This window comes from Roseateles sp. UC29_93 (assembly GCF_042695725.1).
Lineage (GTDB): Bacteria > Pseudomonadota > Gammaproteobacteria > Burkholderiales > Burkholderiaceae_C > Roseateles > Roseateles noduli_A.
This window is the reverse complement of record NZ_CP170545.1, coordinates 6,055,525-6,067,808: the sequence shown is the minus strand read 5'-3', so window position 1 is coordinate 6,067,808 and position 12,284 is coordinate 6,055,525. Positions and strand designations below refer to the sequence as shown.

The following is a 12,284-nucleotide window of genomic DNA, read 5'->3' as shown; positions in this document are numbered from 1 at the left end:
CTACGGATGCGCGCCGTCGCTGGGAAATACGGATGTCGGCTAGGCGCTAGTCGGATCCGGACTAGCGGGCGCGTGGAGACGCGTTACGCCAGCGTCGCCGGCCACTGCCCGGTCAGCACGAGTTCCCGGATCACTTCATCGACGAGATCGCTCACCGCGCGTGCCGCCGGTCCGGGCGAACGCGTCAGCGCGAAGCAGCTGCAGATGGTTCGCCGGATTTCCGGATCGCGGATCACGGCCTGGCGCAGACGACCCTGGCGCAGTTCCTCGCTCACCGAGCCCGGCGAGAGGATCGTGAACGCGAGCCCCGCGGCGACGGCGCTCTTGACCGCGGGCAGCGAGTCGATCTCGGCCACCACGTCGAGCTCGACGCCATGGGCCCGGCAGGCCGCGTCGATGATGCGCCGCAGCCCGTGCTCCGTGTTGGGCAGGATCATGGGAAAGCGGCTCAGCTCGCGCAGCGCGAGCTCGCGCCCCAGCGGCTGCGCGCCGGCACCCGCGGCGCCCACCAGCACCAGCTGCTCCGTCAGCAGCTGCCGTTGCGACAACCATGGCTCCTGGCGGTCTTCGAACAGGATGCTGAGTTCCAGCCGCCCCGCCTGCAGCCATTCGCGCAGGAAGCCGCTGTGGCTCTCGACGATGCGCAGCCGCACGAGCGGCAACCGCGTCCGCACCAGGCGCAGCAGCGGCACCGTCGCCGCCAGCGCGACGGTCGTGGGCAGGCCCAGGATGACCTCGCCGGCGAGGTGCTGTCCGTCGGCCAGCACCGAGGCCTTGGCGGCCTCGAGTTCCGCCAGCACCTTGCGCGCCTGCTCGACGAAGCGGCGGCCGTTGTCGGTCAAGGCCATGCCGCGGCTGGAGCGGATGAACAGGGGCGCGCCGAGTTCCTCCTCCAGCGCGACGATGTGCTGGCCGAGCGCGGGCTGGGCCAGGTGCAGCAGCCTGGACGCCTTCAGCAGGCTGCCGGCGTCGGCGACGCCGATCAGATACCTCAGCTGGCGCAGTTCCACGAGTTGATCTCCAGAGACCGCTTAGGGTGCGGCCCCTCACACCATACCGAAGTGCGCGCCGTGTGGTCTGACGCCGATGCGCCAATCGCGCACCGGGCGCCTTGGCACAATGCGCGGCATGAGCGACACGACTTCCCCCGCGACTTCCACGGCAGGCGACACCGCCCGTCCCGACGGTTTCCTCCGCGTGCGCGCCGCGTTGCGCGCGCTGTCCCACGAACACGAGCCGCGATGGCTCGAGGTCTCGGCCCGCAGCTCGCAGGAGGCGGCCGACGCCCTCGGCGTCGCGCTGGGGCAGATCGCCAAGAGCGTCGTGTTCAAGCGCAAGTCCGACGGCGCGGCCGTGCTGGTGATCGCCTCCGGCGACAAGCGCGTCGACGAGCGCAAGCTCGAGATCCACACCGGCAAGCTCGGCCGCGCCGATGCCGACTACGTGAAGGCGAGTACCGGTTTCTCGATCGGCGGCGTGTCGCCACTCGGCTTCCAGCCGGCGGAGGAGGGCGCCGCCCCGCAGCTGTTCATCGACCAGGAGCTGTTCCGCTTCGACGCGATCTGGGCCGCGGCCGGCCATCCGAACGGCGTGTTCCTGATGACGCCGCAACAGCTGGTCGCGCTGACCGGCGCGCCGGTGATCGAGGTCGCGCAGTGAGCGACGTCGCCCGCACGCCCGAAGGCCGCGTCGCCTCGCCCTGCATCAACATCTGCAAGATGCATGAGCCCACCGCGCTGTGTCGCGGCTGCGCGCGCACCATCCCCGAGATCGCCGGCTGGAGCAAGTCGGACGACGAGTCGCGCATCCGCCTGCTCGCGCTGCTGCCCGAGCGCCGCGCGCTGCTGATCGCGCACGGCGCGCTCGCCACCGAGCCGCTGCCCAAGGTCTGAACGGAGCGACGATGGTCACGATCGATTTCTACTTCGACCCGATCTCGCCGTATGCGGCGCTCGCCTTCGAGCGGCTGCCCGAGGCGCTGGCCGGTCGCAGCGTCGCGGTCCGCTACGTGCCCATCCTCTTCGGCGCGATGCTGAAGGCGCTCGACCACAAGGGCCCCGCCGAGATCCCCGGCAAGCGCGACTGGACCTACCGCCAGGTGTCGTGGCTCGGCCACCGGCTCGGCGTGCCGCTGGACCTGCCGGCGGCGCATCCTTTCAATCCCTTGCCCTTGCTGCGCCTGTTGTGGGCCACCGCGCCAAGCGCCCACGACGGACTCGGGACGCCGGGCCGCTACGCGGTCGAACGCGTCTTCCACCATGTCTGGCGCGGCGGGCTCGATGCGGCGGATGCGCAGCGCCTGGCCGAACTGACGGCGGACCTCGCGCCGATGCGCGATCCTGCCTCGGCCGAGGTCAAGGCCGCGCTGCGCGAGGCCACCGATGCCGCCGTCGCGCGCGGCGTCTTCGGCGTGCCGACGATGGGCGTCGACGACAAGCTGTTCTGGGGCCTCGACGCGATGGAGATGCTGACCGGCTATCTCGATGGCGACGCCTGGTTCGACGGCCTCGCGTGGGACGCCGCGCGGACCTTGCCGGTGGGCGTGCAGCGCGGCTGAGCGCGGGCGGTCGTCGAGACGACGACGAGGTCGCTTCGCCCTCGAATGTCGCCGTAGGGACATACCCTCTGATGCGGCGCGCAGGCACCGAAATTCCGCATCGAGAAATGCGAAGCGAGGGTTGCACCCGGGTTTGTCAGTCTGAGGCAAGCAAGTCGTCAGAAACGGGTCAGAGCGCGCTCGGATAGTCGCTCCCCAAGGGCCATCGGTCGATGGCTCTGGGAAATCCCGAGGAGACAATCCCATGGCAACTGCAAGCGCAGTGACCACCAATGCGCCGATGACGGCCGAAGAGAAGAAGGTGATCTTCGCCTCTTCGCTGGGCACGGTGTTCGAGTGGTACGACTTCTACCTGTACGGCTCGCTCGCCGCGATCATCGGCAAGCAGTTCTTCACCGGCCTGGATCCGACGGCGCAGTTCATCGCGTCGCTGATGGCGTTCGCGGCGGGCTTCATCGTGCGTCCGTTCGGCGCGCTGGTGTTCGGCCGCCTGGGCGACATGATCGGCCGCAAGTACACCTTCCTGGTGACGATCCTGATCATGGGCCTGTCGACCTTCATCGTCGGCGTGCTGCCCACCTATGACACGATCGGTCCCGCCGCGGCGGTGATCCTGGTCGGCCTGCGCCTGCTGCAAGGCCTGGCACTGGGCGGCGAATACGGCGGTGCCGCGACCTACGTCGCCGAGCACGCCCCGCACGGCAAGCGCGGCGCGTACACGTCGTGGATCCAGACCACGGCGACGCTGGGCCTGTTCCTGTCGTTGATCGTCATCCTGGGCACCCGCACGGCGCTCGGCGAAGCGACGTTCGCGGCCTGGGGCTGGCGCATCCCGTTCATCGTGTCGATCCTGCTGCTGGCGATCAGCGTGTGGATCCGGCTGTCGATGAACGAGTCGCCCGCCTTCCAGAAGATGAAGTCCGAGGGCAAGACCTCCAAGGCGCCGCTGTCCGAGTCCTTCGGCCAGTGGAAGAACCTGAAGGTCGTGCTGCTGGCGCTGTTCGGCCTGGTGGCCGGCCAGGGCGTGGTCTGGTACACGGGCCAGTTCTACGCGCTGTTCTTCCTGCAGAGCGTGGTCAAGGTCGATCCGGCCGCGGCCAACATCATGGTGGCGGTGGCGCTGCTGATCGGCACGCCGTTCTTCGTCGTGTTCGGCACGCTGTCCGACAAGATCGGCCGCAAGCCGATCATCATGGCGGGCCTGCTGCTGGCGATCCTGACCTACTTCCCGCTGTTCAAGGCGCTGACCAACGCGGCCAACCCGGACCTGGCGAAGGCCCAGGCGACCGCGCAGATCACGCTGACGACCGATCCGGCGCAGTGCTCGTTCCAGGGCAGCCCGATCGCGCGCGACGTGGACTTCACGACGCCTTGCGACATCGCCAAGCGCGCCCTGGCGCAAGCCGCGGCGAACTACGAGACCGTGCCCGGCGCGGCCGGTTCGGGTCAGGTCAAGATCGGCGACAAGGTCATCGAGGCGCCGACCGCGACGCTGACCGCCGGTGGCCACAAGTTCGACGAGGACAGCGCGAAGAAGATCGCCGCGTTCAAGAAGGACCTGGCCGACGCGATGAAGGCCGCGGGCTACCCGGCCAAGGCCGACCCGGCCAAGGTCAACACGCCGCTGGTGATCGCGATCCTCGCGGTGCTGGTGCTGTACGTGACCATGGTCTACGGCCCGATCGCCGCGATGCTGGTGGAGCTGTTCCCGACCCGGATCCGCTACACCTCGATGAGCCTGCCGTACCACATCGGCAACGGCTGGTTCGGCGGTCTGCTGCCCTCGATCAGCTTCGCGATGGTGGCGCAGAACGGCAACATCTATCACGGCCTCTGGTACCCGATCGGCATCGCCGCGCTCACCCTGGTGATCGGCCTGCTGTTCGTCCGCGAGACCAAGGACGTGGACATCTACGCCCGCGACTGAGCGAGCGCTCCGCACCAACGAAAAGGGCGGCCGAAAGGCCGCCCTTTTTCATGGTCGCGGATCGTCAGCCGGCGGCCTTCATCTGCTGCGCCCTCGCCAGCACCGAGGACGCGTACTCGGCGGCCTTGATCTCGCGGCCGTAGGAGTCGGTGGCGCCCGGCGCCCAGTTGTCGCCGCCGTTGTACTTCTGCAGCATGTTGGTGGCGTCGCCGCCCTTGTCCGCGAGGATCACGCCGGCCATGGCGACCTGGTCCTTGGGATCGTTGTGGTCGTAGGCGTGCCCCATCTTTTCCTGGAACTTGCCGGCGTAGGCCTGGCGGGTGCCGGGCTCGACCTGCATCAGGCCGTCGCCCGCGCTGGGACTGCCGTTCAGGCCCTTGCCGAACTGGCTTTCCTTCTCCATCTGCGCGGCCAGGATGTAGGGATCGACACCCGTCTTCCTGCCGGCCTCCTGGCAGTCCTTCCACAACTCCGCGGGCATGCCGGCAGGGCCCTTGCCGCCGCTCGTCGAGGACACGTCGCCCACGCCCGACGGCGAGCCGGTGTTCGACACCGGCGGTGCATAGGACGGCTGCTGGGCCTGATAGGCGTTGTTGGGCTGGTAGGCATTGGAGGGGCCTTGCGGACCGCACGCGCCCTGGGCACCGCCGGCGCCCGAAGCACCCGATGGGCCACCGACGGCCGACGGGCCGCCACCGCCTCCACCACCGCCTTGTGCACCCTGCTGCTGTTGCTGCAGCGCCTTCATGATCTCGTTGATCAGGAGGTTGAGGATCTGGAGGATCACCTCGGTCAGTCGGGCCTGGATCTCGGCCGCGCCGCCCGGCGCCTGCGACAGGCCCGAGAGGCCTCCCGCCTGGCCAAGGGAATCAAGGCCGCCCAGGCCGCCGAGGCCTCCGAGCGGTTGGTTCTGAAAGCTCACGGACATGGCAGGTCTCCTTCTGGGGTTGCTGACGACAAAAGGCCATCTTGGGCACCCTTGCGCGCGTCGCTGGCCAGATCCGAAGCGGCGTCCTGATCCCCGAAGACATCGAGAAGTTGGACGCCGGCCTCGCTGCTTCGCGTCGAGGTCGAAGATTTCGCGATGCGAGCTTCGATCGCGACGGCTGCATGCCAGGCTCATCGAGAGCGGCCACCGTGAGCAACCCCCATGTACCTGCAGTCCACGCCTTCCTTCGACAGCACCGCCCCGTTCGATCCCATGTCGGGCAGTGGCGGCGGGTTCCCTTCCGTGCTGCCCGCGCCGGAAGCGTCCTGGAACGGGCGACGCATCCTGTCCGCGAGCCTGCTGCTGGCCAGCCGGACCGGCCGGCATGACGAGGCCGCTCACATCGGAGCGGCGCTCGCGCGGGACCTGGGTGACGAGCGGGCCGTCAAGGTGCTGATGGCGGTCGGCGCGCTACTCGGTGGGGATGCCTCGGTGGGCCGCGCGGAGCTGGCGAACGAGCAGCATTCCGGGGAGGCCGACGCCGCCACGCTGGTGTTCGCGATGGTCGACCGGCTGGCCGGCGGCCAGCACGAGTGGCGGCCGCTGGTCGAGCGGGTGCTGTCCACCAGCAGCGATCCGACGTGGCGCGCGATCGCTTATGCGATCGAGCAGATCGGCTGAGCCGCACCGGCATCACGCTTGGATACAGGTGGCGCTCAGCCTGCTGTCAGGCTTGCTTCCCACAATGGCCTCCGACCCGGTCAGTCTGTCGCGACCGGCAACCTCAAGAGGATCTCGGAACCATGTGGAAAATCGTCGTTGGATTCATCGTCTTCGCTGCCATCGCGCTGTTCGTGCTGATGAAGAGCGGCGGCAACATCGACCTGACGGGCGAGAAGCACGACGTGACCGGCGGTCACGCGGACCAGGCCGCGAGCGATGCGGCTTCGGCGGCGATGGCGGCTGCGTCTGCGGCCCTGCCGGCTGAAGCGGCTTCCGTCGCCGCATCAGGCGCTTCGCAGTAAGCAGTGCCACACCTGCGCCGCATCACGCGGCGCGGACTCGAGGACCGGTCACCCGCCCCGGTCCTCGCCGGTGGCGCGCAGCGGCGCGTCGACCGGCAGGCGCATCATCATCCACGTGCCTTCGCCCGGCCGCGAGATCACCTCGATCTGACCGCCCAGCACGTTCGTCACGATGTTGTGCACGATGTGCATGCCCAGGCCCGAGCCGCCCTTGCCGAGCTTGGTCGTGAAGAAGGGATCGAAGATCCGGCGCACGATCGAGGCATCCATCCCGTGGCCGTTGTCGTCGACGCAGAGCTCCACCGTGGCCTCGTCGAGCCGGTGGCAGCTCACCCGCACCTCGCCCTGCGCCTCGCCCTCGAAGGCGTGGACCAGCGTGTTCATCAGGAGGTTGGTCAAGACCTGACCCAGCGCGCCGGGATAGCTGCTCATGCGCAGGTCCGGCTGCAGGTCGGTGACGATGCGGAAGGGCGTGTGCTTGAAGCTCGGCTCGACCATCACGAGCACGTCCTCCACCACCTGCGCCAGCTCGAAGTCGCGCCGCGTGTCGCTGGTCTGGTCGATGGCCACCTGCTTGAAGTCGCGCACGAGGTCGGCCGCCTTCTGCACGTTGCGATGCAGGATGTCCTGGCCGCGGCGCGTGTCCTTGACGAGCTCCTCGAGCTGGCTGCGCCGCATCGGCGTGTTGTCGGTCAGCATGCGGTCGAGCTTGCCCCAGCGGTCCTCGAGCGCCGACACCACCGTCAGCGCGTTGCCCAGCGGCGTGTTCAGCTCATGCGCGACGCCCGCGACCAGCCGGCCGAGCGAGGCCAGCTTCTCCGACTCGACCAGCTCGCGCTGCGCGGTCTTGAGGTTGGCCAGCGCCTGCGTGAGTTCCGCGTTGGATTCGGTCAGCTGGACGGTGCGCTGCGCCACCTGGTCCTCGAGCGTGCTGGCATGACCGCGCAGGTCGTCGAAAGCCTTCAGCAGCGCGAGCCGCATGCGCTCCATCGCCTTGCCGACGCGTGCGATCTCGTCCTCGCCGCCGAAGACCAGCGGCTTGTCGAGCTGGCCGGACGCGAGCTCGTCGGCGGCCTCGGACAGCCGCGCCATCGGGCGCAGCACGCGGCGCTGCATCACGACGAGGATCAGCCCCAGCGACACCGTCAGCGTCAGCAGGCTGCGCCACAGCGCGTTCCAGAGATCGTCGCGCTTGCGCGCCATCAGCGGCTCGGCGCTCATGACCACGGTCAGCTTGGCGATCTCGCGGCCGTCGCGCAGCACGGAGCGCGTCTCGCTGAGCGTCATCGCGTCATCGGGCGTGCCGCGGTGGAACTCGATGAAGGCCTGCTGCGCGGCGTTCTCGGTCACGACGACGGAGACGAAGCGGGGATCGTCGACCTGCGCCTTGACCATGGGCTCGGCCAGGTCGGGCGAGACCTGCCAGATCGGCTCCGCCAGCGACAGCGCCAGCACCTCCGAGACGCGCGACAGGTCGCGCTGCAGGTCCTCCATCACGACGCGGCGGCTCAGCTGCTGCTCGTACAGCAGCACGCCGCCGGTCGGCAGGGCCAGGCCCGCCAGCAACGCCAGGATCACGGCGCTGCGCAAAGAAGTCTTCATCAGGGCCACGTCCGTCCCTCTCAACCCTTGTGACGGCCGATTATGCAAGTCGACGATGACGACCTCATGCGGCGAAACGCTCATTCGCCGCCAGGACGGTCACGCGGTTGCGGCCCTGGGCGCGCGAGGCCTGCAGCGCCTGGTCGGCGCGGCCGATGAAATCCCGCGCGCTGTCGCCCTGGCCGAGCTGCGTGACGCCCACCGACAGGCTCAGGCGCCGGTCCGCGGCCACCTGCAGCTGCGCTACGCCGTGGCGCAACTGTTCGGCGAGCGTGTAGGCCTCGTGAAGGCCGGCGCCCGGGATGAGCAGCGCGAACTCGTCGTCCTCGATGTGCGCGGCGACGTGGTGGCTCTGCGCGACGCTGCGCACGGCGTTGGCGACCTGCCGCAGCGTGTCGTTCAGGCGTGCCTCGCCGAGGCGCTCGCGCAGCGCCGGAAAGTCGTCGATGTCGCCCAGCAGCAGGCACGGCGCCGTCGGCGTGCCGGCGTCGGGGCTGCGCAGGCAGTCGGCCAGCGCGCGGTCGAAACCGCGGCGGTTGCTCAGGCCCGTCAGCGGATCCAGCAGCGCCTCGCTGCGCGCGCGGTGGACCTCCTGCCGCAGCGACGCGACCTCCTGGCGGCTCGCCTCCAGCTTCGCCGCCAGGCCGAGGACCACGTGGCGCATGTCCTGCGTGCCCTGCAGTGCGGCAGCCAGCACCTGGACGTGCTGCCCTGGCGCGGCGTCGCGCAGCGAGCGCTCCCAGCCCTGCAGCGCCCGCGCGTACTGCTGCACCTGCTGGCCCGCCTGGTCGGTGCAGTCGGACACGCCGCGCAGCACGTCGCCGACGTCCTGCGCCAGCGTGACGGCCATCTGTTCATCGAGCTCGGCAATGTGCTTGCGGTAGAGCGCCCAGGTCTGCGGCTCGTCCAGCGTCGCGCCGTCCTGGGTCAGTCCCATCAGCTCGCGGCTGAGCGCGCCGTTCATCGCGGTCACGTGCTCGTACCAGACGGCATAGGTGACCGGATGCAGCGCGGCGCGCTGTCTGGACATCAACGGCAAAGCGGTCCGCAGCGCCTGTGCGCTGGCGGCAATGCTCTCGGTGTACCTCATCGGCAGGGTCCCTCGCAGGTCCGGAACCTGTCACGTCCGTCGACGCGCGGTCCCTTGTCGTTTCCTATCCCCACTTCCACTTCCATTTGCGCCGTGCGCCGCTCGATGGCGGCAGGCGCTCCCGGACTTCGGCGCGGTGGGGCCAGGTCTTGAGGGCACCACTGCACCTTGGCGGCGCGGGCCGCAACTATTCACGCGACATGGGACAGGGGAGGGGACACGCCTTCGAAGACCGAGCAGAAGCCGGCGGCACCGGTGCCCCTCTGCGCTCAATCGCCTCCTCACGCTCGGCATTCGCTTCGAGGGGCACCGGCGCCGCCGGCTTCGAGACACCGTAGGCTTCGGGTCTCGGGCGGCAAGCGTGCATTGCCCCTTCGCGAATGCGGCCCACGCTCCGATTCCTAGAATCGACCGCATGAGCAGTTCCCCTTCCGCGACGCCGGTCGCTTCTCCCGATGCGGCCTCGTCGCGCGTGCCGCTGAGCGGACTGCTGCTGGCCGTCGGCGGCGCGATCGGGTTCTCCGGCAAGGCAATCATCGTCAAGCTGGCCTATCGCCACGGCGTCGACGCGATCACGCTGCTGATGCTGCGCATGCTGCTCGCACTGCCGCTGTTCCTGCTGCTGGCCTGGTGGGCGGGCCGCGGCAAGCCGGCCCTCACCGGACGCGAGAAGCTCGCCGTGCTCGGCCTGGGCTTCAGCGGCTACTACCTCGCGAGCTTCCTGGACTTCGCCGGCCTGGCCTACGTCAGCGCAAGTTTCGAGCGGCTCATCCTGTACCTCAACCCGACCATCGTGCTGCTGCTCTCGTGGGCGATGTTCGGACGCCGCGTGACGCTGCGCCAGGCGGGCGCGCTGGCGGTCAGCTACGCCGGCGTGCTGCTGGTCTTCGGGCATGAACTGCAGGTCGCCGGCGCGAACGTGTGGCTCGGCGGCGCACTGGTCTTCGGCAGCGCAGTGTCGTACGCGCTGTACCTCGTCTACAGCGGCGAATGGGTCAAGCGCCTCGGCGCCATGCGGCTCACCGGCCTGGCGACGTCGGTCGCCTGCGGCTTCTGCATCGCGCAGTTCCTGCTGACGCGGCCGGTGTCGGGGCTGGCGGATCTCGCGCCAGCGGTGTGGTGGCTCTCGGTGCTGAACGCGCTGGCCTGCACCTTCGCGCCAGTGCTGATGGTCATGATGGCGATCGAGCGCATGGGGGCGGGTGTCGCCGCGCAGACCGGCATGGTCGGCCCCATGTCCACGATACTGATGGGCGTGCTGATCCTCGACGAGCCGCTGACCGGCTGGGTCGTCGCGGGCACGGTGCTGGTGCTGGGCGGCGTGTGGCTGCTCGCGCGCCAGCGGCGAATCTAGAACGGAGATCGACATGGACTTGGGACTGACGGGCAAGTGGGCCCTGGTGTGCGCGGCTTCGAAGGGCCTGGGCGCGGGTTGCGCCGAGGCGCTGGCCGCCGAAGGCGTCAACGTGGTGATCACCGCGCGGGGTGAGGAGGCGCTGCAGACGCAGGCCGCGAAGCTGCGCGCGCTCAACCCGGCCGTGCAGGTCGTGGCCGTCGCCGGCGACATCACCACCGAGGCCGGCCGCGCCACCGCACTGGACGCCGCGCCGCAGGTGGACATCCTGATCAACAACGCCGGCGGCCCGCCGCCCGGCGATTTCCGCGACTGGGAGCGCGAGCAGTGGCTCGCCGCGCTGGACGCCAACATGCTGACGCCGATCGCGCTGATCAAGGCGACGGTAGACCAGATGGCGGGGCGCGGCTTCGGCCGCATCGTCAACATCACCTCGGGCGCGGTGAAGGCGCCGATCGACGTGCTGGGCCTGTCCAACGGCGCTCGTTCGGGCCTGACCGGCTTCGTGGCCGGCATCGCGCGCCAGTCGCGCATCGCCGGCCGCAACGTGACGATCAACAACCTGCTGCCGGGCGCGTTCGACACCGAACGCCTGCAGAAGACGATGGCCGCCGGCGCGCAGAAGTCCGGACAGCCGGTCGACGACGTGCGCGCCAAGCGCATGGGTGCGATCCCGGCGCAGCGCTTCGGCAGCGCGGCGGAGTTCGGCGCCATCTGCGCGCTGATGTGCTCGGCGCACGCGGGCTACCTGACCGGGCAGAACATCCTGCTGGACGGCGGTTCCTACCCGGGCACGTTCTGAACGTCGGCGTTGGGATCTCAGCGTTTCGCCGACGAGACCAGGATCCCCGCCGCGATCAGCGCGAAGGCCGCGCCGTGGAACCACGCCGGCCATTCGCCCAGCAGCGCGGCCGACATCAGCGCCGCAAAGACCGGCGTGAGGTTGCCGAAGAAGGCGGCCAGCGTCGGTCCGGCCTGGGCGACGCCCAATCCCCAGCAGCGGTAGGCGATCAGCGACGGCCCGATCGCGACGTAGAGGAGCGCCGCCACCAGCGGCCATCCCCATTGCACCGGCGGCACGCCGACGGCCTGTTCCACGGCCGCCGAGGCCCAGCCGAAGGCCAGCCCGAACAGCATCTGGGCCATCAGCAGCGCGGCCCAGTCCCAGTCGGGCCGGCGCTCGCCCTGCATGTGCGCGGGCGGCCGCGCCAGCAGCCAGCTGTAGAAGGCCCAGCTCAGCACGGCCAGCAGCATCAGCAGATCGCCGACGACGAACTGCACCTGCGCCAGCCGCTCCAGATGACCACGGGAGATGACCAGCGCCACGCCCGCCAGCGAGAGCACGGCGCCGGCCAGTTGGCGGCGCGTCGGCCACACGCGGTAGAACAGGGCGCCGACGGCCAGCATCCACACGGGCAGGCTCGCGGCGATCAGCGTCACGTTGAGGGCCGTGGAGCTGTGCAGCGCCTGGTACTGCAGCGCGTTGTAGCAGCCCATGCCCAGCAGACCCGTCAGCGCGAAGTAGCCCCAGCGCGCGCGCAACGGGGTCAGGTCTTGCGGCAGCGCGCGCGCCGGACGCGCGATCAGCACCAGCAGCACGAAGGCCAGCGTCCAGCGCGTCGCGTTGAGCAGCAGCGGCGGCACCAGCGGCCCGACCGAGCGCCCGACCACCGCGTTGCCCGCCCACAGCAGCGGCGGCAGCGTCAGCATCAGGGCCAGTCGTGGGGTCAAGGTCATTGCGGCGATGCGCCCGAGTCGCGAGACTGGCACGATAGCCGCGATCGACGCGTCGGGCGACGCG

At 69.7% G+C, this 12,284-nt stretch carries 13 protein-coding genes; 8 read left to right on the top strand and 5 right to left on the bottom strand.

Annotated elements, in window-relative coordinates; genetic code table 11:
* Positions 1 to 83: 83 nt before the first annotated feature.
* Positions 84 to 1,010: a LysR substrate-binding domain-containing protein gene (locus tag ACFJIX_RS28085; protein ID WP_377156031.1), complete on the bottom strand. Its 927-nt coding sequence runs from the start codon at positions 1,008 to 1,010 to the stop codon at positions 84 to 86.
* A gap of 118 nt (positions 1,011 to 1,128) precedes the next feature.
* Between ACFJIX_RS28085 and ACFJIX_RS28080 the strand changes: the two genes are divergently transcribed.
* The 4 genes from ACFJIX_RS28080 (at position 1,129) to ACFJIX_RS28065 (ending at position 4,484) form a co-directional block, all read left to right on the top strand.
* Positions 1,129 to 1,659: a YbaK/EbsC family protein gene (locus ACFJIX_RS28080; protein ID WP_377156029.1), complete on the top strand. Its 531-nt coding sequence runs from the start codon at positions 1,129 to 1,131 to the stop codon at positions 1,657 to 1,659.
* Positions 1,656 to 1,892: a DUF1289 domain-containing protein gene (locus ACFJIX_RS28075; RefSeq protein WP_377156027.1), complete on the top strand. Its 237-nt coding sequence runs from the start codon at positions 1,656 to 1,658 to the stop codon at positions 1,890 to 1,892. Before ACFJIX_RS28080 ends, ACFJIX_RS28075 begins: the two co-directional genes overlap by 4 nt.
* A gap of 11 nt (positions 1,893 to 1,903) precedes the next feature.
* Entirely contained in the window at positions 1,904 to 2,557 is a 654-nt protein-coding gene (locus tag ACFJIX_RS28070; protein ID WP_377156025.1) for a 2-hydroxychromene-2-carboxylate isomerase, read from the top strand.
* A 244-nt stretch (positions 2,558 to 2,801) separates the two neighbouring features.
* Positions 2,802 to 4,484 (top strand): MFS transporter, encoded by a 1,683-nt coding sequence (locus tag ACFJIX_RS28065; RefSeq protein ID WP_377156023.1) that lies wholly within the window; start codon positions 2,802 to 2,804, stop codon positions 4,482 to 4,484.
* Between the two features lie 64 nt (positions 4,485 to 4,548).
* Here the strand turns inward: ACFJIX_RS28065 and ACFJIX_RS28060 are convergent, their stop codons facing one another.
* The gene (locus ACFJIX_RS28060; RefSeq protein ID WP_377156021.1) at positions 4,549 to 5,412 is read right to left on the bottom strand and encodes a transglycosylase SLT domain-containing protein; all 864 of its coding nucleotides are present in this window, start codon (positions 5,410 to 5,412) and stop codon (positions 4,549 to 4,551) included.
* A gap of 222 nt (positions 5,413 to 5,634) precedes the next feature.
* Here ACFJIX_RS28060 and ACFJIX_RS28055 point away from each other — a divergent pair, with 222 nt between their 5' ends.
* Together ACFJIX_RS28055 and ACFJIX_RS28050 are read left to right on the top strand one after the other, a co-directional pair.
* Positions 5,635 to 6,093, top strand: coding sequence for a hypothetical protein (locus tag ACFJIX_RS28055; RefSeq protein ID WP_377156020.1), 459 nt, complete (start codon positions 5,635 to 5,637; stop codon positions 6,091 to 6,093).
* Positions 6,094 to 6,215: 122 nt separating this feature from the next.
* Positions 6,216 to 6,437, top strand: a complete 222-nt coding sequence (locus ACFJIX_RS28050) for a hypothetical protein (protein ID WP_377156019.1) — start codon at positions 6,216 to 6,218, stop codon at positions 6,435 to 6,437.
* A gap of 48 nt (positions 6,438 to 6,485) precedes the next feature.
* On the opposite strand, the gene ACFJIX_RS28045 is transcribed toward ACFJIX_RS28050, so the two are convergent.
* Both ACFJIX_RS28045 and ACFJIX_RS28040 read right to left on the bottom strand, forming a co-directional pair.
* A complete protein-coding gene (locus ACFJIX_RS28045; protein WP_377156017.1) occupies positions 6,486 to 8,039 on the bottom strand; it encodes a sensor histidine kinase in 1,554 nt (517 codons plus the stop codon).
* A 64-nt stretch (positions 8,040 to 8,103) separates the two neighbouring features.
* Positions 8,104 to 9,129, bottom strand: a complete 1,026-nt coding sequence (locus ACFJIX_RS28040; RefSeq protein ID WP_377156015.1) for a GGDEF domain-containing protein — start codon at positions 9,127 to 9,129, stop codon at positions 8,104 to 8,106.
* Positions 9,130 to 9,544: 415 nt separating this feature from the next.
* On the opposite strand from ACFJIX_RS28040, the gene ACFJIX_RS28035 reads away from it, so the two are divergent.
* Positions 9,545 to 10,483, top strand: coding sequence for a DMT family transporter (locus ACFJIX_RS28035; protein ID WP_377156014.1), 939 nt, complete (start codon positions 9,545 to 9,547; stop codon positions 10,481 to 10,483).
* 13 nt (positions 10,484 to 10,496) lie between these two features.
* The gene (locus tag ACFJIX_RS28030; RefSeq protein WP_377156012.1) at positions 10,497 to 11,285 is read left to right on the top strand and encodes an SDR family NAD(P)-dependent oxidoreductase; all 789 of its coding nucleotides are present in this window, start codon (positions 10,497 to 10,499) and stop codon (positions 11,283 to 11,285) included.
* A gap of 17 nt (positions 11,286 to 11,302) precedes the next feature.
* Here ACFJIX_RS28030 and ACFJIX_RS28025 read toward each other — a convergent pair whose 3' ends face one another.
* Positions 11,303 to 12,220: a DMT family transporter gene (locus ACFJIX_RS28025; RefSeq protein ID WP_377156010.1), complete on the bottom strand. Its 918-nt coding sequence runs from the start codon at positions 12,218 to 12,220 to the stop codon at positions 11,303 to 11,305.
* Positions 12,221 to 12,284: the final 64 nt, after the last annotated feature.